Origin of the sequence: Microbacterium sp. HMH0099, assembly GCF_049384025.1 — a bacterium.
Classification (GTDB): domain Bacteria; phylum Actinomycetota; class Actinomycetes; order Actinomycetales; family Microbacteriaceae; genus Microbacterium.
The window spans coordinates 659881-682153 of record NZ_JBMRJR010000002.1 but is presented as its reverse complement, the minus strand read 5'-3'; the positions used below and the strand labels follow the sequence as shown (position 1 = coordinate 682153).

24 protein-coding genes, 1 tRNA gene and 1 pseudogene are annotated in these 22273 nt (G+C 72.9%); 9 read left to right on the top strand and 17 right to left on the bottom strand.

Features of this window, described 5'->3' with window-relative positions; all coding sequences use genetic code 11:
* Positions 1-115: 115 nt before the first annotated feature.
* The 5 genes from ACO03V_RS06970 to ACO03V_RS06950 all read right to left on the bottom strand — a co-directional run bounded on the left by ACO03V_RS06970 (position 116) and on the right by ACO03V_RS06950 (position 3546).
* A complete protein-coding gene (locus ACO03V_RS06970; protein WP_423137087.1) occupies positions 116-955 on the bottom strand; it encodes an SDR family oxidoreductase in 840 nt (279 codons plus the stop codon).
* A gap of 81 nt (positions 956-1036) precedes the next feature.
* Positions 1037-1570: a hypothetical protein gene (locus tag ACO03V_RS06965; protein ID WP_423137086.1), complete on the bottom strand. Its 534-nt coding sequence runs from the start codon at positions 1568-1570 to the stop codon at positions 1037-1039.
* 137 nt (positions 1571-1707) lie between these two features.
* The gene (locus ACO03V_RS06960) at positions 1708-1929 is read right to left on the bottom strand and encodes a hypothetical protein (protein ID WP_423137085.1); all 222 of its coding nucleotides are present in this window, start codon (positions 1927-1929) and stop codon (positions 1708-1710) included.
* A 103-nt stretch (positions 1930-2032) separates the two neighbouring features.
* Positions 2033-3235, bottom strand: coding sequence for a glycosyltransferase (locus tag ACO03V_RS06955; RefSeq protein WP_423137084.1), 1203 nt, complete (start codon positions 3233-3235; stop codon positions 2033-2035).
* Between the two features lie 119 nt (positions 3236-3354).
* Entirely contained in the window at positions 3355-3546 is a 192-nt protein-coding gene (locus ACO03V_RS06950) for a hypothetical protein (RefSeq protein ID WP_423137083.1), read from the bottom strand.
* Positions 3547-3735: 189 nt separating this feature from the next.
* On the opposite strand from ACO03V_RS06950, the gene ACO03V_RS06945 reads away from it, so the two are divergent.
* The gene (locus ACO03V_RS06945) at positions 3736-4035 is read left to right on the top strand and encodes a hypothetical protein (protein ID WP_423137082.1); all 300 of its coding nucleotides are present in this window, start codon (positions 3736-3738) and stop codon (positions 4033-4035) included.
* Here ACO03V_RS06945 and ACO03V_RS06940 read toward each other — a convergent pair.
* Entirely contained in the window at positions 4032-4352 is a 321-nt protein-coding gene (locus tag ACO03V_RS06940) for a hypothetical protein (protein ID WP_423137081.1), read from the bottom strand. The genes ACO03V_RS06945 and ACO03V_RS06940 overlap by 4 nt on opposite strands.
* Positions 4353-4476: 124 nt before the next feature.
* Here ACO03V_RS06940 and ACO03V_RS06935 point away from each other — a divergent pair, with 124 nt between their 5' ends.
* Positions 4477-4614 (top strand): hypothetical protein, encoded by a 138-nt coding sequence (locus ACO03V_RS06935; protein WP_423137080.1) that lies wholly within the window; start codon positions 4477-4479, stop codon positions 4612-4614.
* Between the two features lie 2 nt (positions 4615-4616).
* On the top strand, positions 4617-4844 hold the full coding sequence (locus ACO03V_RS06930) for a DUF2188 domain-containing protein (protein WP_367726090.1): 228 nt from the start codon (positions 4617-4619) through the stop codon (positions 4842-4844).
* A 144-nt stretch (positions 4845-4988) separates the two neighbouring features.
* Here the strand turns inward: ACO03V_RS06930 and ACO03V_RS06925 are convergent, their stop codons facing one another.
* From ACO03V_RS06925 to ACO03V_RS06915, 3 genes are read right to left on the bottom strand one after another with little or no spacing between them, the layout of a single operon-like run.
* Positions 4989-5552, bottom strand: a complete 564-nt coding sequence (locus ACO03V_RS06925) for a DUF3618 domain-containing protein (protein WP_367726091.1) — start codon at positions 5550-5552, stop codon at positions 4989-4991.
* Entirely contained in the window at positions 5549-5962 is a 414-nt protein-coding gene (locus ACO03V_RS06920) for a phage holin family protein (RefSeq protein ID WP_367726092.1), read from the bottom strand. The genes ACO03V_RS06925 and ACO03V_RS06920 overlap by 4 nt, the downstream gene beginning before the upstream one ends.
* Positions 5940-6785 (bottom strand): hypothetical protein, encoded by an 846-nt coding sequence (locus ACO03V_RS06915; RefSeq protein WP_423137079.1) that lies wholly within the window; start codon positions 6783-6785, stop codon positions 5940-5942. Before ACO03V_RS06915 ends, ACO03V_RS06920 begins: the two co-directional genes overlap by 23 nt.
* 222 nt (positions 6786-7007) lie before the next feature.
* Here ACO03V_RS06915 and ACO03V_RS06910 point away from each other — a divergent pair, with 222 nt between their 5' ends.
* Positions 7008-7463 (top strand): MarR family winged helix-turn-helix transcriptional regulator, encoded by a 456-nt coding sequence (locus ACO03V_RS06910; RefSeq protein WP_423137078.1) that lies wholly within the window; start codon positions 7008-7010, stop codon positions 7461-7463.
* A 102-nt stretch (positions 7464-7565) separates the two neighbouring features.
* On the opposite strand, the gene ACO03V_RS06905 is transcribed toward ACO03V_RS06910, so the two are convergent.
* On the bottom strand, positions 7566-7910 hold the full coding sequence (locus tag ACO03V_RS06905) for a hypothetical protein (protein ID WP_423137077.1): 345 nt from the start codon (positions 7908-7910) through the stop codon (positions 7566-7568).
* A gap of 74 nt (positions 7911-7984) precedes the next feature.
* Positions 7985-8221 carry a hypothetical protein gene (locus tag ACO03V_RS06900; protein ID WP_387052200.1) on the bottom strand — a complete coding sequence of 79 codons (237 nt, stop codon included), beginning with the start codon at positions 8219-8221 and terminating at the stop codon, positions 7985-7987.
* 257 nt (positions 8222-8478) lie between these two features.
* On the opposite strand from ACO03V_RS06900, the gene ctaD reads away from it, so the two are divergent.
* The gene (ctaD, locus tag ACO03V_RS06895; RefSeq protein WP_423137076.1) at positions 8479-10245 is read left to right on the top strand and encodes a cytochrome c oxidase subunit I; all 1767 of its coding nucleotides are present in this window, start codon (positions 8479-8481) and stop codon (positions 10243-10245) included.
* A gap of 219 nt (positions 10246-10464) precedes the next feature.
* Complete coding sequence (locus ACO03V_RS06890; protein ID WP_387052197.1) at positions 10465-11400, top strand: helix-turn-helix transcriptional regulator; 936 nt, start codon at positions 10465-10467, stop codon at positions 11398-11400.
* A gap of 246 nt (positions 11401-11646) precedes the next feature.
* On the opposite strand, the gene ACO03V_RS06885 is transcribed toward ACO03V_RS06890, so the two are convergent.
* Positions 11647-13134: a SulP family inorganic anion transporter gene (locus ACO03V_RS06885; RefSeq protein WP_423137075.1), complete on the bottom strand. Its 1488-nt coding sequence runs from the start codon at positions 13132-13134 to the stop codon at positions 11647-11649.
* A gap of 122 nt (positions 13135-13256) precedes the next feature.
* Between ACO03V_RS06885 and ACO03V_RS06880 the strand changes: the two are divergent.
* Both ACO03V_RS06880 and ACO03V_RS06875 read left to right on the top strand, forming a co-directional pair.
* A pseudogene (locus ACO03V_RS06880) lies at positions 13257-13625 on the top strand (MerR family transcriptional regulator); the annotation flags it as partial.
* A gap of 231 nt (positions 13626-13856) precedes the next feature.
* Positions 13857-13948: transfer RNA gene (locus ACO03V_RS06875), tRNA-Ser, on the top strand.
* 111 nt (positions 13949-14059) lie between these two features.
* Here ACO03V_RS06875 and ACO03V_RS06870 read toward each other — a convergent pair.
* Genes ACO03V_RS06870 through ACO03V_RS06860 form a run of 3 tightly spaced genes read right to left on the bottom strand, consistent with a single transcriptional unit; the run spans position 14060 to position 18633 of the window.
* Positions 14060-16375, bottom strand: coding sequence for a transglutaminase TgpA family protein (locus tag ACO03V_RS06870; RefSeq protein ID WP_423137074.1), 2316 nt, complete (start codon positions 16373-16375; stop codon positions 14060-14062).
* On the bottom strand, positions 16362-17606 hold the full coding sequence (locus tag ACO03V_RS06865; protein WP_423137073.1) for a DUF58 domain-containing protein: 1245 nt from the start codon (positions 17604-17606) through the stop codon (positions 16362-16364). The genes ACO03V_RS06870 and ACO03V_RS06865 overlap by 14 nt, the downstream gene beginning before the upstream one ends.
* A 7-nt stretch (positions 17607-17613) precedes the next feature.
* Positions 17614-18633 carry an AAA family ATPase gene (locus ACO03V_RS06860; protein ID WP_414685799.1) on the bottom strand — a complete coding sequence of 340 codons (1020 nt, stop codon included), beginning with the start codon at positions 18631-18633 and terminating at the stop codon, positions 17614-17616.
* Positions 18634-18809: 176 nt separating this feature from the next.
* Between ACO03V_RS06860 and ACO03V_RS06855 the strand changes: the two genes are divergently transcribed.
* The gene (locus ACO03V_RS06855; RefSeq protein WP_423137072.1) at positions 18810-19730 is read left to right on the top strand and encodes an ROK family protein; all 921 of its coding nucleotides are present in this window, start codon (positions 18810-18812) and stop codon (positions 19728-19730) included.
* A 17-nt stretch (positions 19731-19747) separates the two neighbouring features.
* On the opposite strand, the gene ACO03V_RS06850 is transcribed toward ACO03V_RS06855, so the two are convergent.
* Together ACO03V_RS06850 and ACO03V_RS06845 are read right to left on the bottom strand one after the other, a co-directional pair.
* Entirely contained in the window at positions 19748-20242 is a 495-nt protein-coding gene (locus ACO03V_RS06850) for a hypothetical protein (RefSeq protein ID WP_423137071.1), read from the bottom strand.
* A 4-nt stretch (positions 20243-20246) separates the two neighbouring features.
* Entirely contained in the window at positions 20247-22265 is a 2019-nt protein-coding gene (locus ACO03V_RS06845; protein WP_423137070.1) for a primary-amine oxidase, read from the bottom strand.
* Positions 22266-22273 lie beyond the last annotated feature (8 nt).

The window sequence follows — 22273 nt, the reverse complement described above, 5'->3', positions numbered from 1 at the left end:
CCCCCCCCCCCCCCCCCCCCCCCCCCCCCCCCCCCCCCCCCCCCCCCCCCGCTTCTGTGTCACGGGTCGGCCGCCGAGGGCGCTGCTCACCTCGGTGGGACCGTCGACGCAGGTCTCACAGGATGGGCTTGCCGCCGGTGACGGCGACGCGGGCGCCGGAGACGTAGCTCGCCTCGTCGGAGGCCAGCAGCACGTACACGGGGGCGAGCTCGGCGGGCTGTCCAGGGCGTCCCATCGGCACCTGCTCGCCGAAGCTCGCCACCTTCTCCTCGGGCATGGTCGCGGGGATGAGGGGCGTCCACACCGGTCCCGGGGCGACGCTGTTGGCGCGGATGCCGCGCTCGGCGAGCAGCTGCGCCAGCGACGCCGTCATGTTCGCGATGGCCGCCTTCGTCGCGGCGTAGGGCAGCAGCTGCGGCGACGGCATGTCGGAGTTCACCGAGCTGGACGCGATGATCGACGCCCCCTCCGTCAGGTGGGGCAGGGCGGCCTTGACGAGGTGGAAGTACGCGCTGACGTTCGTGGCCCACGTGTAGTCCCACTCGGCGTCCTCGATCTCCTCGAGGGTGTCGTGGCTCATCTGGAACGCGGCGTTGCTGACGAGCACGTCCAATCCGCCGAGGTGCTGCATGGTCTGCGCGACGAGGTCGCGGCAGTGCTGCGGGTCGGAGACGTCGCCCGGCAGGAGGATCGCCCGGCGCCCGGCGTCCTCGACGAAGCGGCGGGCCTCCTCGGCATCCTCGTGCTCGTTCAGGTAGGCGATCGCCACGTCCGCCCCCTCGCGGGCGAACGCCAGGGCCACCGCCTTGCCGATACCGCTGTCGCCGCCGGTGATGAGCGCGACCTTGCCCTCCAGGCGGCCGGAGCCGCGGTAGCTGTCGACGCCGTAGTCGGGCTTCGGGTCCATGGCCTGGTCGCTACCGGGCACGTCCTGCTGCTGAGCGGGCTGGGTCATGTCTGTCTCCTCGCGATCGGAGACCCGACTCCACCGGGAGTCTCGGGAGCGCGCACGAGGGTTGACAGCGTGCGCCGGCGCTCACTCGGAGGCGGTCGTGTCCACCCGCTCGCCGACGAGGGCCCCCCGGACCGGGGCGTCCCCGGATGCCAGCTGGCGCAGCTGCCGTGTCCGGAACCGGTGCACTGTCCGGGCCACGCCACGCATCAGGGTGAGGGCGCCGGCGACGTTGACGGCGAACTCGCCGAAGCCGCGGAAGTCGTCGAGGGTGAGGACGTAGGCGCCGTCCGCGGCGTGCGGGTCGGCCGGCTCGAGGCGGAGCCCCGCACTGCGCCCGACCACCTGCGCCAGATCCTGCAGGGTCCAGTCGCCGTCGACGGCGAGGAGGGCCGACGGGTCGTCCGGTCCGAACCCGGCGGTCGGCACGAGCACGAACCGCGCGTCGAGGAGCTCGGGCGTCTCGGGCTGGGTGGGCGGCACCTCCAGGCCGGCCGCGGCCAGCGCGTTCTCGATCGCGGCCACCGCTCCCACCGTCGGCGCGTCACTGACCCGGACGAGCTGCCCCTCCTCGTCTCCCGTCGACCAGCGGACGACGACGGAGACGGGGGATGCCATGGCGAGGACCTCGGAAGACGTAGGGCGGTGGGGATGCGACGTGGCGCTCACGCTACGGGGAGCGCCGACGCCTGTCCGAGCCCTTGACAGTCCCACCGCGAGCGGCGGGTGGGCCGTGGGCCCCGGAGTCGGGCTGCTCACGGCCACGGCCACGGGGGGAGGAGGTCGACGTCCCCGAGATCGGGCGCCGTCGCGCGCGGGGTCTCCCACACGGTGAGCACGGGCGGCGGCGTCTCCGCCGGGGCGAGCGCGTCCAGCAGATCGAGGTCGACGAGGGCCGACGTGTCCAGGTACTCGCCGTGGAGGAGGACGTGGTCGACCGGTGCGGCGGAGGGCGTCGGTGCGGAGGAGCGGGCCATGGCATCCACTGTCCGCCCGGCCCCGCAAGGACCGCCCCGCGCGCGGACGGGACCGGCGCAAGATCGACGCAAGATTCTCCCCGACGGCCGCCGGGGAGAGGGGTCAGGCGGCCAGGACGTCGCGCAGCAGCATGCTCTCGACGATGGCGCGGTAGTCCTCCACCATGCGGCTGCGGTCCCAGCGCGGGCGGGTGAAGAGGGCGGCCGCGCGCAGGGCGCCGCGGTGGGCGAGCACGTGCTCCCAGGCCGCGGCCACGCGGACGGGGTCGCGATCGGTGACGACCCCGACCCCCTCGACGATGCGTGCCGCGTCGCCGACGTCCGTGGTCACCGGGGTGGCGCCGGACGCCGCGCCCTCGGCCAGACAGAGCGGCGACGCCTCGCCGAAGGCGGAAGTGAGCGCCACGATGTCGGCCGCGCGGTACAGCTCGGGCATGTCCTCGCGCAGACCGAGCGCGTGCAGGGGGGTGTCGGAGGGGATGCCGCTGGCTGCGACCAGCGCGGCGAACCCGGGGTTCGCCATGGTCATGCCCGAGCCGCACACGAGGTAGTGGGCGTCCGGGCGGCGTGCGGCGTGGAGGGCGACGGAGCGGAGGAAGAGCCCGGGGTCCTTCATGGCGTCGAACCGCGCCGCGAGCAGGACGAGCGGTGCCCGCTCCGGGATCCCCAGCCGCACGCGGATCGCGCGCTTCTCGCCGCGCACGGCGGGACGGAACCGGCCGGTGTCGATGCCGTTGTCGACGACGAGGGCCTCCGCGACCTGCACGCCCGCGGCCGCGTAGGCCGCGGCCGTGGAGGACGCGCAGGCGATCGTGGTCGTGACGGCTCCGGAGGCGCTCGCGTGCCGCAGCCACTCCAGCGCCGGACCGGAGTGCGTCGGGTCCGAGCGATGCAGGCAGACGGCGAGGGGACGGTCCGGCAGCATCCCGGCGCGCTCGAGCGCGACGACGAGGCTCAGCGGCTGCTCCTTGAGCGACAGGACGACGTCGGCGTCCGCGATGGCTGCGGCCGCGACGGCGAGCTCGTCGGCGGTGAAGTCCTCCGGCGCGACCGGACGGTCGCCCGCGACGCGGTCGAAGGCGGTGATGCGGACGCCCGCCGCCTGCAGCGAGCGATACCGGCCGTCGTCCGCCGCGCGCTGCACCGACCCGTCCCGGCGCGCGGACGAGGTGAGCGAGAGCACATGATGCTCCTGGGCGCCTCCCGCGGCCAGGCCGGCCACCACGTCGCTATGCAGGATGCGCGCACCGCCGGCGAAGAATCCTTCGTACAGGGAGAGCACGCGCACGGCACCAGACGTCGACATGGGCCTATGCTGCAAGCCGCGGCGCGGCGCCGGGTTACGTGAGGACGACCATCTCGTGAACGCCGTCCGCACGACAGGACGCGCCGACCCCACGGGGCCGGCGCGTCGCGTCTGATCGGTCAGGCCGTCGGCGCGGTCTCCGCAGCGACCGGGGTGGCCGGCCGCGACCAGGGCCAGCGGAAGGTGCTGCGCGCGGTCGGGCGCGCGGCCGGGGCCGACCGCGGGACGATGCCGTCGCCCATCGCGGCCGAGAACGCGCTGCTCCACACCGAGCTGCCCTGCTGTCCCGCGTGCTGTCCGTAGATCGTCATGGTGTCCTCCTCTTCCCCGTCTCCCGACGGGTCGTTCCCCTCAGAGGTACTCCGACGTGCGTACCGTCGACCTGCCCTTGACAACCCGTCCCCTATCCGGGCCGGACCGATGGGGCAAGGGGGGTCGTGCGGGTGGGCAGGAGCCGCATCCTGAGAGAGCGTGCGAGACAAGGACCGAGGTGACACGACATGCGGGACTTCCTCGTCAACGGCACACGCATCCTCACGGATGACGCCATCGCCGATGCGGTCGTCGACCTGTCGCGCGAGCTGAGCAATCGCGGACGCGTCGAGGTCGTCACGTTCCCGGGGATCGTGGAGGGCGCCCTCGCCACCACGTGGATGAGTGTCGGCGCGGGGATACCGTTGCTCATGGTGCAAGCCGACACCGGACTGCCCGTCTCGATCGCCGGCTCCGAGCTGGCGGTGTGGGCGATCCGCCGCCGCCGGCACGAGATTGAGCAGAACTCGACCGGCAAGGACCGTTAGTCGGAGGACCTGGGGGCCGCGGCATCCAGGTTCTCAGGCACCAGCATGATGCCGCCGGACGAGTTCGCCGAGTTGGCGAGGTCCTCGATCCAGGAGCGGCTCAGCTGTGCGGGCTCGCTCTCGTCGAAGACGAACCGCAGGGGGATCGACGGGTGGATCCAGATGGTCTCGCGGCCCACGTCGTCGCCGTCGGGATGCCGCCACGAGAGGGTGAAGCTCTCACCGCGACGCAGCTTCGTCGAGATGACCACCTTGAGATGCGCGAGCGCACGGTCCTCGATGCGGATCGGTGTCGTCCCGTAGAAGATCGTGCCCATCACCCCAGAATAATGACGCGCGTCCGTTCTCGCAGGTCGGCTCCCGGGGGTCGATCCGTCAACCCCCTTCGCGTCGATCCCCGTCCGCATTGGACTGAAGGTCGACCGACCGAAGGAGAGCACCATGACGGATTCGATTCCCGACAAGCCCAGCCAGGCCGAGGGCGACATCGGCGACGACGACCTGACGCAGGACGACACCAGCGGCACGATCGGCGAGAGCTCCGACGACTCCGACCCCGCGGGCGACGAGGAGGACTGACCATGCCGGCCGGCGACGTCGAGACCTTCCACCGCGACGGTGCGTGGCACAACCGCATCGAGGGGGAGGAGGGGACGATCGACGGCACGCATCGCACGCGCGCCGAGGCGGCCGCGGCCGGGCGGACCATCGCCCGGGCTCGACGCGTCGAGCACATCGTCCGCGACCTGCACGGTCGCATCGGCGATCGGAGCTCCTACGGACACGACCCTCGGGACATCCCCGGCTGACGGGGCCGTGCGGCGAACGACCACGGAGCCGGGATCCTCGCGGATCCCGGCTCCGTGGCGTTCCGACCCGCCCCCGAGTGGGTCGGCCCGTAGGGCGGAGCGAGCCCGGTGCCCCGCCCCACGGATCCTCCGATACGGACGGCGTCAGCCCTCCCGCACCGACTCGCCGGCCTGCTGGGCCCGGTCCTTCACCGTCGATGCGGCCTCCGTGGAGTCGTCCTTGACGTGCGCGACGGCCTCGGTGGCCCGTTCCTTCACGGCCTGAGCGGCCTCGGTGGCGGGCTCCTTGAGCTCGCCCGCGATCTCCTTCGCCACGTCCTTCGCCTGGTCGACGAGGGGCTGCGCCTGGTCCTTGACCTTCGCTGCCGCGTCGCGCTCGGCGCGGGTCGGAGGGATCAGGGACGACACGACGAGGCCGACGCCGAAGGCGACGAGGCCGACCGCGAGGGGGCTGCCTTTCGCCTTGTGGGCGGCGCCGGTCGTGGCGTCGCCCGCGCTGTGGGCCAGGTCGGACGCCGCCGCGGCCGAGTCGTGGGCGACGCCCATGATCCGGTCGCGGACGCCGCCGACGGCGTCGCGGACCTTGTTGGTCTGCCGCTCGACGATCTTCGACGGCGAGACCTTGTCGGCCAGTGCGTCGACGTCGGAGCCGAGCTCGGCGCGGGTGCGCTCGATGTCGGCACGGATGGCTTCCGGTGAATCGCTCATCGGTTCTCCTCGTTCCTCGTGAATGCCTCGGGGATCTCCTGCAGGGTCGCCGCCGTCTGCGGCACGCCCTCCACTTTCTTCAGCTGCGCGCGCCCGAGCGCGAACAGCACGGCCGCGATGATCGCCCAGACGAGGGCGACCACGACGGCGGACCAGCCCTCGCCCATGACGGTCGCCAGAGCAGCCCAGAGCGCGACCGACAGGAAGAGCAGCACCATGCCGGCGGCATAGCCCGCTCCGCCCAGCATCCCGGCGCCCTTCGCCGACTTCGACGCGGAGTCCTTCACCTCGGCCTTGGCCAGGGCGAGCTCCTGCCGCATCAGCGTCGACATGTCCCGCGTGACCTCGCCGACGAGCTCGCCGAGCGACGTCGACGCCGCGCGGCGCTCAGACGGTACCGGGTCGCTCATCGAGTCCCCCTTCCCGGGTGCTGTCCAGGCGGGCGGCCGACTCGGCGTACACGGGCGGGTCGACCGAGTCGACGTCCGTGACGAGTCCCGTGTCGTCGAGTCCGGTGTCGACGGGACCGATGCCGTCCGCGACGGTCTCGACGCCCGCGGCTCCGACGCCCGCGGCTCCGACGCCCGCGGTCCCCGCCAGGGCGGCGCCGCCGACGGGCGCGTCGCCGATCGTCGAGCCCGACATAGGCGGGACGGTCGGGACGGGCGGGGCGGGCGGCAGCGGCGGCGCGGCAGGCGCCGACCCGGCCGTCGAGGCCGACCCGCTCGCCGAAGAGGCTCCGGCGGCCAGAGACCGGCTCAGGCGCCCGACGACGATGCCGGCCAGCGCGGCGACGGCGATGAACGTGCCCGGGCGGCGACGGGCGAAGCCCTTCACGTCCTCGAGCAACTGCTGCGGGTCGCGGTCGCCCAGCCAGGAGCCGACGGTCGACACGTGACCGGCGGCCCGGCGCACGAGCTCTCCGGCGAGCCCGCCGTTCTCGTCGGCGTCGGCCATGCGCGACAGGTCCCCGCCGACCGAGCCGAGGCTCTCGGCGAGACGCTGCTGCTGCGAGGACGCCTGGTCCGAGAGCTGCCTGCCGGTCTGCGACACGAGGTCGCGGAGCTGGTCCTTCGCCTCCCCGGCGACGGCCGCGGCCTCGTGCGCGCTCGTCTCGGCCACCCCTCGTGCGGCGTCCCGGGCGGTGCCCGTGACGGCGGACGCCTCGTGGGCGGCGTTCTTGACCGTGGAGTCGTCCTGGCTTCCGCCGTCCGACGCGGTGTATTGCGACATAATCGCTCCTTCCGTCCTGCGTTGGTCAGCCAGGTATAGGGGCGTTCGCGAGCCCCCGCAGCGGGCCTTGCCCCCGGCGAGGCGGCGTGCAATGCGCGCGGAGGCCTGCGGTGGGGCGCGACCGGCCGGAGAACGAAGTTCCCCGGAGCCGACGCCGACCGTCTTATACACCTCGTGCGGGGCGCCGTGACTTCTTCACCGGTGTGGGTACTATCAGGCCTCGTGCAGAACTCCACAGGATCCGTCGCGGAGTCGTCCCCGGTCTCCGACCTCGGGCGTGCTCTGCTCGCCTACGGCGAGGCCCGTCGAGTCGCCGCCGTCGAGGCGCGTCGGACCCTGTCCCTGAACGAGCTGGACGCGCGTGCGCTCCTGTTCGTCGCGGAGAACCCCGGTGCCCGTCCGTCGCACGTGCGGGACCACCTCGGCATCACCTCCGCGGGCGTCACCACGCTCATCGACCGTCTCGTCCAGCGCGGCACCGTGCGCCGCGACCTGGACGAGGAGGACCGGCGCGTGAACCACATCACCGCCATCGTCGACCTGGACGCGGAGCCGTGGTGCGCGCTGCGCGGGTTCGACGCCGCCATCGAGACCGCCATCAAGGACGTGCCCCCGGAGACGGCGGCGGAGCTGACCCGCATCCTCGACCGGATCGTCGACCTCGCCTCCGACGGCTGACGGTCCGCGGCGGGGGAGACCCTGCATCGCGGGGCCCCGGCCCCGCGGCATTCCCGCGGGTGAGGGCCCGCGTGGCCAGGGTGAGTCCCTGGGTGAACGCGATCAGTCGACGGCGGCGGCGACGAATGCCTCGGACCGCGACTGCAGGAACGCGCAGAGCGCCGAAAGCATCGCGAGCTCGGCGGACAGCGCCATCACCCGCCCGCCGGGGAGCGGTGCCGCATCCTCGCGCGGCTCGAAGGTCACGGACCAACGGGTCCCGTCCTGGCCGGCGTCCGGCGCGACGAAGAAGGTCGTCGACACGCTCCGCAGCTTCGCGGCGATGAGGCCGGTGTCGTCGTCGTCGTCCGTCTCCTGCGGAATGACGCGCAAGATGCCGGTGTCGTAGCCGAGGGCGGTGAAGTCGTCGACCCACGTCTGCAACGTGGACAAGGTGCGGAACGGCATGCGGACTCCCGTCTCGGTTGCACGTCCGACGACGTACCGTCCAATTATGCCGTCCCGGGCGGGAGGGAATCGGATCAGAGCCGACCGGTCGCCCGCTCGACCGCGAGCAGTGCCTCCCGCAGCGTCTCGAATCGCTCGGGCGGTCGGGGCGTACGGACCCAGGTGACGTCGACCACGTGGTCGCGGCACTGCGCGAAGGCCAGTACGCGGTGCGGGTCGTCGTCGTCGCGGGCGGCGTCGCAGATGCACCAGCCCCCGTCGCCGACCCAGAGCAGTTCGGTACGTGTCGTGGCGTCGCTGTCGAGGGACATGGGGACCTCCGGGGTGGAACAGCCGACGACCCTGTCGGCAGCACCATGGTGCGAGGGGCGGGGCGCCGGCGCGCTCCCCTTGACAGCCCGCGGGCGGTGGGGCAGTACCTGCGGCTGGTGGGGGAGGGTCCTGCGGATACCGCACACCGGAGCCGCTGACAAGCCCGTCGTCGCGGGGCCGCGGGGATTCCTATCGTCCGCGCACGTGGCATCCCTCCCCCCGGCCACCTCCGTCGAACGCGTGAGAGCAGGACCTGATGTCGACCACCGACCGCACCCCCGGGGCGCCGACCCCCCGCCGCCCCGAGGTCCTGCCCCCGAAGCAGGCGGCGCTGCTCGCCCGCACGCGTGTCGGCGCGAAGGGCAACGTCGTCGTGCGGTGGATCACCTCCACCGACCACAAGACGATCGGCTTCCTGTACATCATCTCGGCGCTGATCTTCTTCTGCCTCGGCGGGGTCCTCGCCCTCGTCATCCGGGCGGAGCTGTTCGAGCCGGGCATGCAGATCGTGCCGACCCGGGAGCAGTACAACCAGCTGTTCACCATGCACGGCACCCTCATGCTGCTGATGTTCGCGACGCCCCTCTTCGCCGGATTCGCCAACACCCTGCTGCCGCTGCAGATCGGCGCCCCCGACGTGGCCTTCCCGCGTCTGAACGCGTTCTCGTTCTGGATGTTCCTCTTCGGCTCGACCATCGCCGTGTCGGGGTTCCTCACCCCGCAGGGGTCGGCCGGCTTCGGGTGGACGGCCTATCAGCCGCTCGCGAGCGAGACGTTCCATCCGGGGGTCGGGGGAGACCTGTGGTTCCTCGGCCTCGCCCTCAGCGGCTTCGGCACGATCCTCGGCGCCGTCAACTTCATCACCACGGCCGTCACGATGCGCGCGCCCGGCATGACCATGTGGCGGATGCCGATCTTCACCTGGACCGTGCTCATCACCAGCATCCTGGTGCTCCTGGCCTTCCCCGTGCTCGCGGCCGCGCTCTTCGTCGCCGCCGCGGACCGCATCCTCGGCGCGCAGGTGTTCCTCCCGCAGAGCGGGGGAGTGCTGCTCTGGCAGCACCTGTTCTGGTTCTTCGGCCACCCCGAGGTGTACATCATCGCGCTGCCGTTCTTCGGCATCATCAGCGAGGTGGTGCCGGTGTTCAGTCGCAAGCCGATCTTCGGCTACAAGACCCTCGTCTACGCCACCATCGCGATCGCGGCCCTGTCGGTCGCGGTGTGGGCGCACCACATGTACGCGACGGGCGGTGTGCTGCTGCCCTTCTTCGCGCTCATGACAATGCTCATCGCCGTGCCGACCGGGGTGAAGGTGTTCAACTGGATCGGCACGATGTGGCGCGGATCGGTCACCTTCGAGTCGCCCATGCTCTTCGTCATCGGGTTCCTCGTGACGTTCGTCTTCGGCGGACTGACGGGCATCATCCTGGCCTCGCCCCCGCTGGACTTCCACCTGCACGACACCTATTTCGTCGTCGCGCATTTCCATTACGTCGTCTTCGGGACCGTGGTGTTCGCGATGTTCGCGGGCTTCTACTTCTGGTGGCCGAAATGGACGGGACGAATGCTGAACGAGCGACTCGCGAAGACGCATTTCTGGATGCTGTTCATCGGATTCCACCTGACGTTCCTCATCCAGCATTGGCTGGGCGTGGACGGGATGCCGCGGCGGTACGCGGACTACGGCAGCGCCGATCTCTTCACGTGGCAGAACCAGATCTCGACGATCGGCGCGATGATCCTGGGCGCCTCGATGCTGCCGTTCCTGTTCAACGTCTGGATCACCGCCCGCCGCGGGGCGGTCATCACCGTGGACGACCCCTGGGGATACGGCGCGTCGCTGGAGTGGGCGACGTCCTGCCCGCCGCCGCGGCACAACTTCACGTCGATCCCGCGCATCCGGAGCGAGCGGCCCGCCTTCGACCTGCACCACCCCGAGGCGGGCGTCCCCGTGGGCGTCGGACCGGCGAAGGATGCGCCGGCGAGCCCGACCGTGGATGCCGCGGACGGCGAGGTCAAGTGACGGCCGTCGCGATCGGTTTCTTCGCTGTGGATATCGATCCCGACGGGCGCCCGGACGCCCTGGCGCGAGGGACGGCGGGCGCGGACCGATACGGTGAGGACATCGCCTCCGCGGCGACCGGCCGGGGGGACGGATGCCGCATGAGAGCGGTTCCATACAGAGATAGCGGCAATGCGCAACGGGTTTGCCGCATTCTTTCGGACGATTTAGGAAACTCTCGTGGACCATGTGAATATCGAGACCCGAGATGCCGCGACCGTCGAGGAGCTGTGGCAGACGGTGGTCCCCGGCGCTCGGATCGCGCGGGCCGAGACCATTCAGCCGGCCCTGTCGTGGCATGCTGTCTCGGACGGCTCCTTCGGCTTCTGCGACTACACGATCGGCTCGACCATGCTCGTCGAGTCGGATCCCCTCGACCAGGTCGTTGTCGGGCGCATCGCCGGCCCGCGGGTGCAGGGCACGTACCGGCGGGAGCGGATCGACACCGCCGTCCCCTTCCTCGTCGCCGACCGCCCCCTCGAGATCGCCTTCAGCGGGCGGATCGTGGGAACGGCGGTGTCGTTCGCCCGGTCGGAGTTCGACGAGGCCGCGCAGCGCCTGTCCGGCGACGACGGCCTGCGCGTGCGCCCCACCGGGTACGCCCCGGTCAGCGACCACCGGCTGCGGTACTGGACGCGGACGTGGGAGTACTGCCGCGACGTCCTCCTCCGCTCGTCGGAGCGGGCACCCCTGGTCGAGCAGCAGGCGCGCGCCCTCATGCTCGAGGCATCGCTGCTGTCGTTCCCCACCACCTTCACCGACGTCCTCGCGTCGGGGCGGCCGGCGCGACCGCTGCCCGCGCCGGTCCGACGGGCCAAGGCGTACATCGAGGCCCATGCGGCGGAGCCGGTCGTACTGGCGGACGTGGCCCAGGCGGCCCGGCTGTCGCCGCGCGGGCTGCAGTACGCGTTCCGCGCGGCGACGGGGCGCACGCCGATGCAGTACCTGCGGCATGTGCGCCTGGATGCCGCCCGGTCCGACCTGCGCGGCGGGGACCCGTCGACCGACACGGTCGCCGCCATCGCCGCGCGCTGGGGCTTCTCGAACCTCGGCCGCTTCGCCGCGATGTACCGGGCGGAGTTCGGCGAGACCCCCTCCTCGACGCTCCGCTCCTGACCCGCGGGTCCTTCTTTCGCGCTGACTCGCCGCGTCTGCGGCCCGTCGCGGCCGGGAGCGGGGGGAGGAGATGTGGGCAGCGGAGGAGTCCCTCTGCGGTGGGGGTCCTCCCTTCGCGGCATCCCCTCCCTTCCCCGTCACGTGGCGGCGTCGGCGGGGGGAGGAGATGTGGGCAGCGGAGGAGTCCCTCTCCGGTGGGGGTCCTCCCTTGGTGGCATCCCCTCCCTTCCCCGGCGGGGAACGGCGTCAGTGCCCGGCGCCGAGTGATCCGGAGAGGCGATCGTGAAACCGCGCCGCCGCGGCGGTCATCCCGTGCAGCTCGACGCTGGTGCCGAGGCGGGCGTACTTCGTCCGGACGCTGTCGAGAGCGGCGACCGTCGACGCGTCCCAGACGTGCGAGCGCGACAGGTCGATGACGACGTGCCCCGGGTCGTCGTGGTACGCGAACTTCGTCGTCAGGTCGTTGCTCGACGCGAAGAAGAGCTCGCCCTCGACGATGTAGTGGGCGGCATCCCCGGTCACGGTCCGCTGCACCGAGGTCAGGCTCGCGACGCGCCGGGCGAACAGCACCGCGGCCGCCACCACGCCGACGCCGACGCCGATCGCGAGATTGTGGGTCCACACCGTCACCACCACGGTCAGCCCCATGACGATCGTCTCGCTGAGCGGCATCCGGCGCAGGGTGGACGGCCGGACGCTGTGCCAGTCGAAGGTCGCGACGGACACGACGATCATGACGGCGACGAGCACCGCCATCGGGATGCTCGCGACGACGTCGCCGAACACGAGCACGAGGACCAGCAGGAAGACGCCCGCGAGGAACGTCGAGATGCGGGTCCGGGCCCCTGAGGCCTTGACGTTGATCATGGTCTGGCCGATCATCGCGCAGCCGCCCATGCCGCCGAAGAGCCCCGAGAGGACGTTCGCGGCGCCCTGCCCGAGCGACTCCCGTGTCTTGGAGGAGGGGGTGTCGGTGATGTCGTCGACGAGCGCGGCCGTCATGAGCGATTCCAGCAGGCCCACGACGGCCATCGCGAGCGCGAAGGGCAGGATGATGCCGAGCGTGTCCAGGGTGAACGGCACGTTCGGGGTGAGAAGTGCGGGAAGGCTCTCGGGCAGGGCGCCCTGGTCGCCGACCGTCGGGACCGAGATGCCGAACACGACCGCGGCACCGGTCAGCAGCACGATCGCCACGAGCGGGGCGGGCACGACCCGCGTGAGGCGGGGCAGCAGGTACATGACGGCCAGTCCCGCGGCCACCAGCGGGTAGACCGCCCACGGCACGCCGATCAGCTGCGGCACCTGCGCGATGAAGATGAGGATCGCGAGCGCGTTGACGAAGCCGATCATCACGCTGCGGGGGATGTAGCGCATGAGCCGGGCGACCCCGAGCAGACCCAGGACGACCTGCAGGATGCCGCCGAGAATCACGGTCGCGAGGAGGTGGTCCACACCGTGCTCACGGGCGACGGGGGCGATGACGAGCGCGATCGCGCCCGTCGCCGCGGAGATCATGGCGGGGCGCCCGCCGAGGAAGGCGATCGCCACGGCCATCACGAAGGACGAGAACAGGCCGAGGCGGGGATCGACTCCGGCGATGATGGAGAACGCGATGGCCTCGGGGATGAGGGCGATGGCGACGACGAGGCCGGCGAGGGCTTCGCGGGTGAGGAGGCGCGGGCTGCGCAGCGCCTGGAGCACGGTCGGTTCCGGGCGCGCGAGGGCGGTGGTCATGAGGACTCCGGCGGGGCGGGCGCGCGCAGGCGGGCGCGGCGGTGGGGGGAGAATCGTGGGGGTCGCGAACGCGACCGGGAGAGACTCTACCGTAACGAGAGGGTTGCGGGATCGGGGGTGCCATGACGGACGCGCGGCCGATGCAGATCGGAGAGCTCGCGGAACGCACCGGACTGTCCATCCGGACGCTCCGGCACTACGACGAGATCGGCCTGCTGCGGCCGTCGGCGCGCAGCGAGGGCGGGTTCCGGCTTTACACCGCGGACGACGAGTCCCGCCTGTTGCTCATCCGCCGCATGAAGCCGCTCGGCTACTCCCTCGAGCAGATGGGCGAGCTGCTGGCGGTGGTCGACGGACTGGACGCCGCCCCCTTCGACGCGACACTCGGTGCCCGGCTGGACGACATCCGCGCGGAGGCCGTGCTGCGGCGCGACGACCTCCGCCGCAAACTCGCCGCGGCCGAGGAGTTCGTCGCCCAGCTGGAGGCGCGCTCGGCGGAGGGAGGAGATGTGGGCAGCGGAGGAGTCCCTCTGCGGTGGGGGTCCTCCCTTGGCGGCATCCCCTCCCTTCCCCGTCACGTGGCGGCGTCGGCGGAGGGAGGAGATGTGGGCAGCGGAGGAGTCCCTCTCCGGTGAGGGTCCTCCCTTGGCGGCATCCCCTCCCTTCGTCGACGCGAGGGCGCGCGTTCGGGCGAGGCCGAGCGCCGTGTAAGATCGTCTGTTGGAAGTGTGTCCGAGCGGCCTAAGGAGCATGGCTGGAATCCATGTAGGCGGGGTAACTCGCCTCGCAGGTTCAAATCCTGTCACTTCCGCCACCGGAGCCCCGCTGAACGAGAGTTCGGCGGGGCTTCGTCGTTGCCGGTACGTCCCCCTCCCGGCGCCCTTCTCCCCGACGAAAGGGGACAGGGATGCCGCCACGACGGGCGTCAGTGGGAGATGAGCTCCCGCGACTCGGCGTAGGCGCTGCCCGGCCGCACGACGAGCGAGCGGGGGAGCACGGCCGCGACGAGCCGGCGTGCCGGCGACACCGCCGTGGCGAGGGACCGGTCAACGGCGTCGACCGCGGCGCCGAGGCGCGGACCCGCGTCGGCGTCGACGGCCTCGCCGGCGTAGCTCGCCCGTTCGACCGCGTCGACGAGGAGGTCCAGCGCGGCGGCGTCGGCGCCGTGCCGTTCCCGCAGCCGCGCCGCGTACCGGCGCGGCGACTCCGCGGCGGGGGCGGGGATGCCGAGGTCGATCGCCCTCTCCTGGATCGCCGTCCAGGCGGCGAGGGCGTCGCCGGACAGCACACGGGCCCGCCGGCGGCGGCGGCGGAGGATCCGCGTCACGGCCGGAGCGGCGAGCAGGAGCAGCAGGACGACGGAGCCCGCGGTCCAGGCGGCCCACGTCGCGTCGGCCTCCGCGGCCGAGGCCGCCCCGGTTCCGCCCGTCGGCGCCGCGTCCTCGTCGGACAGCTGGGGCGCCGTCGTCGGCGCGGGCTGGGGAGCGGAGGCATCCGGCTGGTCCGGAGTGGTGACGGCGCCGCCCTCGGCGTCGGTCGTGCCCGGCGCGAAGTACGTGGGGACGCCGAGGCTGTTGGTGGGCTCGAACTGCACCCAGCCGATGCCCTCGAAGAACACCTCCGGCCACGCGTGCAGCTGCGACGAGCTGACGGTGTAGGTCGTCTGCCCCTGCTGGGCACCGCTCGTGGGGGTGCCGGGGAGGTAGCCGACGACGATGCGCGCGGGCATGTCGAGCGTCCGCGCCATGACGGCGAACGCCGAGGCGAAGTGGACGCAGTACCCCTCGCGGCGTTCCAGGAACTGCGCGACCGCGTCCAGGCCGGCCCCGTCGAAGCCGTCCTCGACGGGCGCGTCGAGGGAGTAGCGGAAGTCGGTGCCGCGGAACCACGCCTGCAGGTCGACGAGCGCGTCGTACGGGGACTGCGCCTCGGCGGTCACGGCGCGTGCCGTCTCCTCGATGACCGCCGGGACGCCGTCCGGCAGCGAGCGGACGGAGTCGGGAAGGCCGTCGCCGCCGACCGGCCGCGCCCGGATCTGCTCGAGGGTGGGACGCGGCACCCGCGTGGAGATCTCGTACTCCTGGTCGCGGGTGGAGCCCGAGCGCGTCACGACCGTGGCGTTCTGGGGGAGTCCCAGCCAGTCGCCCTGCAGCCCGGACACCTGCAGCGCCGGGTACGGGATGGGCAGCCACGGGCTGTCGAGCTCGTCCACGACGACGTCGGTGGTCCAGTCGACGACGGGGATGTCGGCATCCACCGTCACCGGATCGAAGACGGGACCGTCCGCGGGCACCTGCACCGTGTCGCCCGTGTCGGGCTCCCAGACCGAGCCGTCGAACTGCGAGAGGGTCACCGCGCGCAGGTAGGGCGCTCGCGGAGCGGTCGTGCGGACGTTGAGCACGTCGACGGGCCGAGGCTGTCGCAGGTCGTTGCCGAGCTCGAGGTTGGGGTTGATGGTCGAGCCGAAGCCGCCGCTGCCGCCGGAGGCGAAGCGCAGACCCGGCTGGGGGAGCAGCGGGGTCGCGACGATCGCGACGACGACCGCGACCGCGGCGATCCCGACCGCCGTCGCGGAGGCTCCGGCGAAGCGTGGCCGGGCTGCCGTGCGCGCGCCGTCCCCGGACGCTCCCCCCGTCCGCGAGCGGGTCTCGACCCGCAGCAGGAAGAGGATCGCCGCGGCCAGGAGGACGAAGCCCGGCACGTCCACCTCGGCGGGGACGGCGATCGTCGGGATCAGTGAGACGGCGACGAGACCCACGCCCGCCAGCAGCGGCATCCGCGCCGTGAGGACGACGTGATCGAGCACGATCGCCAGGGCGCCGACGGCGGCGACGAGGACGAAGGACAGACCGTTCGCCGCGTCGACGGGGGCCACGCCCACCCGCACCTCCTCCGCCGCGGCGGCGACGAGGTCGGGGACGAGGCCGAAGGTGGCGGGGGTGGGGATGATGCCGAGGAGCGTGCTGTCCCGCCCGAACATCGCCGTCAGCAGAAGGATCCAGACGCCCGCCTCGAGCACGCTCACCACGAGGGCGGGGAGGGAGAACAGGCGCGCCACCAGGCCCGTGCCGAGGACGGCGACGGTCACGCCGAGGGCGCCGGCCGTCCACGCACCGGGCTCGATGACCGAGAACACCGGCAGCAGCGCGGCGACGATCGCGGCGAGGACGCCGAGCGACAGCAGCAGCGCGTCGCGGCGGCGGCGCGGGGAGCGGAACGTCGACGGGTCAGCCGCGGACATGCGCGAGCCCCCGGTCCAGGGCGGCGTCCCACGCCGCCGCGACGTCGCCCGCTGGCGGGAGCGTCGCGGCGTGCCAACCGGCGCGGCGCAGACCCTCGACGTCGATGGAGCCGCCGACGCTCAGCAGCACGGGCAGCGCCGAGTGCTGCGCCACGCCGCCGAGGGCGATCAGGTCGTCCTGTTGCAGCGCCCCGGTGACGACGACGACCGGTCCGAGCAGAGCCGACGCCGCGGCGGGCACGAGGCGGTGGCCGGGGCCGTCGTCCCGGGCGACGACGGTCGCGAATGCCGCGGCCAGCGCACGCGCCTCGCTCTCCTCCCCGCCCTCGACGGGGTCTGCGAGGAGCGTGCCGTCGCTGTCGACGACATCCACGGTATAGCCCTCGTGCACGAGACGCGCGACGGCCGAGACGCACGCCGAGACGGCCGTCTCGAACGCCTCGTCGACGCCGGGTGCGGTGGCGGCGTCGGGCGACCAGCGCCGGACGCCGCGGTCGAGGATCACCGTCGCGGCGGGGCTGGACTCCTGCTCCTCCTGCCGGACCATGAGCATGTCGCGGTGCGCGGTGGCCCGCCAGTGGATGCGCCGCATCGAGTCGCCGGGGGCGTACGGGCGTGCGACGAGGTTGTCCGCGCCCTGGCCGAGCTGCAGCGCAGCGGTCTGCCGTGTGCCGCCGGCCTCCCCCGACGCGGGCGGCAGGGGAGCGAGGTCGACGATGCGGGGAGCGACCGTCACGGCGGTCGTCCCGCCGAGCCCGAAACGGCGCCGGACCAGGCCGAACGGGTCGGTGGTGGCGACCTGCAGCGGGCCGAGCGCGTGCACGCCACGGCGGGCGCCCACGGCCTCGTACCGCAGCGTGATCGGACCGGACCCGGAACGCAGGCCCGAGCCGGTGGCGGGGAAGTCGCCCACGGCGTGGCCCCGCAGTCCCACCGGCAGGGTGTCGGTCCAGCGCCCGGGGGCCGTCGGCAGCGCGGTGCGGAGCCCGACCCGCAGCTCCACCGTGACGAGCCGGTCGACCTCGGCGGTCTCGGGCCGCAGGGTGCGCGCCACGTCGTCGGTGCGGCGCACGAGCAGCAGGGCCGCGGCCGCGGCCACCAGCAGCACGGCCAGCAGCACCGCGAAGTACAGCAGCTCGGGGATGCCTGCGCGCTGCGCGACCACGTAGGCCGTCACGGCGAGCACGAGCGCACCCGTCCCCCGCAGGGTGAGCGGCCAGAGACGTCTCACGGCCCGCTCACGCGTGCGCGGCGAGCGGGACGCGCACGCCGGCCGCGATCCGCTCGAGCGCGTCGGCGACGACGACGGCCGCCGCGCGCCCGCCCGCGGCCGAGCGGTTGGCGATGAGGCGGTGGCCGAAGACGGGGGCCAGCAGCGCGGAGAGGTCGTCGGGGATGACGTACCCACGGCCGTCCAGGGCCGCGCGCACCTTCGCGGCGCGCACGAGCTGCAGCGTCGCGCGCGGGCTCGCGCCCAGGCGGATGTCGGGGTGGCTGCGCGTGGCCTGCGCGAGCGCGACGGCGTACTCGCCGAGGGCGGGGGCCAGGTGCACGTTCCGCGCCCACGCGATCATCGCGGTGATCTGCCGCGCCGAGACGACCGGTCGCAGGGTGTCGAGCGGGTTGCGGGTGTCGCGCTGGCGCAGCATCTCAGCCTCCGCGCCCGCGTCGGGGTAGCCCATCGAGATGCGCATGAGGAAGCGGTCGCGCTGCGCCTCCGGCAGCGCGTACGTGCCCTCCATCTCGAAGGGGTTCTGCGTCGCCACGACCAGGAACGGCGAGGGGAGCACGTGGGTACGGCCGTCGACGGTGACCTGCCGCTCCTCCATCGCCTCCAGCAGCGAGGACTGGGTCTTCGGCGACGAGCGGTTGATCTCGTCCGCGATGACGATGTGGGCGAACACGGCACCCGGCGTGAACTGGAACTGCCGGTCGACCGGGTTGAACACCGAGACGCCGGTGATGTCGCCGGGCAGCAGGTCGGGCGTGAACTGGATGCGGCGCACGTCGGCGTCGACGGTCGCGGCGAGCGCCCGCGCGAGCATCGTCTTGCCGACGCCGGGGACGTCCTCGATCAGCAGGTGCCCCTCGGCCAGCAGCGCGGTCAGCGCCGCGCGCACGGCCTCGGGCTTGCCGTCGATGACGCGGGAGATGGATGCCACGATCTCGCCGGTCAGCCGGGCGAAGGACTCGCTCGTGAGCTCCGACTCCGGCCCGCCGGCATCGGAGCGTCGCAGGCGGGCGACCGCCTCGGGCATGACCGTCTCGTCCATGGCATCCCTCTGCTCGTGGATGTGCCGGAGGCGCGTCGTGGCCGCCGTGACCCGATCGTAACCTGCCGACGTGGCGAGAAGGCCGTGAGTCGGGGACCCCCCAGCCGCCGCACGGTCGCCGCCCAGGCCCCTAGGATCGGACCGCCGACCGAGGAGGCTCGATGAGCGACGACCGTGTGCCCGCCCCCGTCCTGGCCGTCGACATCGGCGGGACGAAGGTGGATGCCGCCGTCGTCACGGCCGCGGGCGAGGTGGTGCGCGAGAGCGTGACCCGCCGGCCGACCGGCCGCGACGCGTCTCGCGCGGGGATCGCCGGGAACATCCGGGCGGCCGCGACCGCCGCGCTCGCCGCCGTCCCCCACCTGCGCGTCGGGGCGATCGGGGTGGGAAGCGCCGGTCCGATCGACCGGCCGGCACGGGCCGTGTCGCCCCTGAACCTGCCGGACGCGGCGGGGCTCGTGCTCGACGAGGTGCTGCGCGGTCTCGTCGACGGCCCGCTCCACCTCGCGCTGGACGGCACCTGCATCGCGCTCGCCGAGCACTGGCGCGGCGCGCTCGTCGGGTGCCGCGACGCGATGGCGATCGTGGTGTCGACGGGAGTGGGCGGGGGCCTCGTCCTGGACGGCCGCCCCGCGAGCGGGGCGAGCGGGAACGCCGGGCACCTCGGGCAGACGTTCGTCCGGACCGTCGAGGACGGGGACGTCGTGGCATCCACTCTCGAGGCCGTCGCGGCCGGTCCGGGGACGGTCGCCTGGGCCCGGTCGCACGGCTGGGCGGGGGAGACGGGTCTGGACCTGGCGGCGTCGTACCGGTCCGGCGACGAGGTCGCGGTCGCGGCGGTCCGCCGCTCGGCCACGGCTGTCGGCCAGGCGATCGCGGCGGCGACGACCCTGTGCGACCTCGAGGCGGTCGCGATCGCCGGCGGGTTCGCCCGCGTGGCCGACGACTACATCGATCTGGTCCGCGCGGCCGCGCAGCGGGCCGCGGTCCACGCGTACGCCCGCCGGTGCCGCATCGTGGGGTCGGGCCTGGACGGCGACGGTCCGCTCCTGGGCGCCGCCGCCCTCGCCCTCCGCCCCTGACGGGGCAGGGGCAGGGGCTAGAGGACGGCGAGGGCCATCAGACCCGTGGATGCCGCCATCCCGAGGATCTGCGCGCGATCGAGCCGCGTGCGCATCCGCCGGGCCGCCACCGCCGAGAGGCCGAGGTACCCGGCGGCCACGACGAGCAGGAAGGGGATGAGACCGACGCCGTGCGCGTGTCCCGCGCCCGCGGCGTGCCCACCCATCCCGGCCTGGAGGGCCGCCATCACCACCATCCCGAGCGTGGTGTGCACCGTCATCAGCGCGGGCACCCGCGGGGCGCGGCGCTGGCGGGGGCGCCGCCAGACGGCCAGGCCCACCGCCGCCGCCGACAGCAGCGCGGTCCAGTACACCGGCGGAACCCACCCGGCGAGGGCGGCGTCGAGCATCGCGAGCAGCATGAGGACGGATGCCGCCAGCTCGGGCGGCCGCACCCGCGCGCGGTCGGCGGCCACGCAGCAGGCGCCGATCGCGGCGGGGGCGACCGCCCACGCGTGAAGGACCTCGCTCATCCCGTCAGCAGTGGCATCCGTGGCCCGGCGCCTCGCCGGCGTGCGGACCGTGCCCGGGGGCGTCGTCCTCGGCTGCGGGGTGCGCGGCGGGCGCGCAGTGGGTCATGGCCGGCGCGGGGACGTTCAGCACGGGGTTCCGCTCGAAGAAGTTGTACGGCTTCAGCGTGAACTTGGCGTAGTCCATCGGCATGACCGGCCAGTCCTCGTTGCGCGGGAAGTGCGTCAGGCCGAAGGTGTGCCAGAGCACGACGTCCTCGCCCACGAGCGGCTCGTCGCCCGCGATGAACGCGGGGATGCCGGCGCCGCCGGGGTGCTGGTTGACGAAGTCGCCCGCGGCGTAGCGCTCGTCGGGGTCGTACTTCGTGACGAAGAGGTTCTTCGTGGCGAAGGCGGCGCGCGCGGCGATCGACGAGGCGTCGTCGGCGAGCAGGACGGGCGTCTCGGTCGGGAAGAGCATGTACGAGGTCGCCTGTCCGCGTTCGGTCGTCTTCTCGGTCGACGCGATCTGCCAGACGCGGTTGACCGCGCCGTCGGCGACGCGGCCCGACACCTTCTCGGAGGCGATCGGCGTCACCTTCTTGGTGAAGGCGTTACCGGCCGGGTTGGTCTCGGAGATCGGCAGTCGCACCGCGTCGATCTCGTTGACGACGTTGGCGACGCCGTCGACGGTCATGTCGAGTCGGGCGGAGAAGAGGTGCTGGTGGTACGGCGCGCCGAGCCCCGGCGCGACCTCGGACGCGAAGGGGTAGTCCGCACCCGGGTAGGCGGAGGTGAACAGGATGCCGGTGAGCTTGGCCTCGCACTCGATGGTGCCGTCCAGGTAGAGGTACCAGTAGAAGCCGTAGTCGTAGTTGCCGACGGTCGTGAAGAAGGAGATGACGAGACGGCGGGCGCGGCGGACCTCGCTGGAGCCCGTGAAGATGTCGGTGTGCTTCCACAGGGTGCCGAAGTCCTCCTCGTGCATGCACACCGCGTTGCGGACGGTGCGCGGCATCCCGTTCTCGTCCGAGAGCACGGCGTCGACGTAGGTGATGTCGCCGACGCAGTCGCAGCCGAGTTCGAGCTCGTTCGTGTAGCGACCGAAGAGGTACTCGCCCGTGTCGAAGTAGTTCTGCCAGAAGCGGTTGGGCGCCGGGTCGGCGTAGGGGACGACCATCTCGCTGATCGAGCCGCGGTACATCACGGGCCGCCCGGCGAAGGACAGCTGACGCAGGATGAGCCCCTCGCGGGTGTCGAAGCCGATGCGCAGGTCCCACTCGCCCCACGTGACGTGCTCGTCGTCGACGGTGAAGCTCGAGCCCTCCGGCTGCGTGATGACGATCGGCTTCAGCCCCTCCAGCGGCGGGCCCTGGAGCTCCGGGTCGTCGAAGTTGCCGGACGTCTCCGGCACGGTGAAGCCGGGGGTGTCGACGATCTCGATGATCTTCCGGTCGGCGACGTCGATGTACGCCGTGAGGCCGTCGACGGGGTGGGCCCACGGGTGGTCGGCCGGGTGGTCCTGGCGGAACGCGAAGGTGCGCAGCACGCGCCGGCCCACCTCGTTCTCGTAGCCGTAGTGCCCCGCCGACAGGGGGACGAGGACGACGTCGGCGGTGGTGAGCCCGCGCGCGGCGAGCGCAGCGACCCAGTCGGCGCTCTCGTTCGCGATGACCCCGACCTCCTCGAACTCCGCGTCGAGGATCGGCAGCTGTCCGTCGGACCCGTCCAGCTCGGTGGAGCGCAGCACCTCGCCGATCGTGAGCGAGACGACGAGGTCGAGCGAGTGCGCGGTGCGCAGGTTCAGCAGCTGCACGCGGGCGCGGCGGTCCGGGAACGCGGTCTCGCCGCGCTCCCACGCCAGCACCTCGCCTTTGGGCGCCTCCTCCAGGCCGACGTAGGCGAAGCGGGTGGCCTCGTCGACGCCGTCGAGGCCGGCGACGACCGCGTGGACGGCGGTGATCTCGGCGGGGGTGAGGGAGGCCAGGGGATGGGCCGGGGGGGCGGGGGCGGCGAAGGCGGTCGAGGTCGGGTCGGTGAGCGTCATGGTGTCTC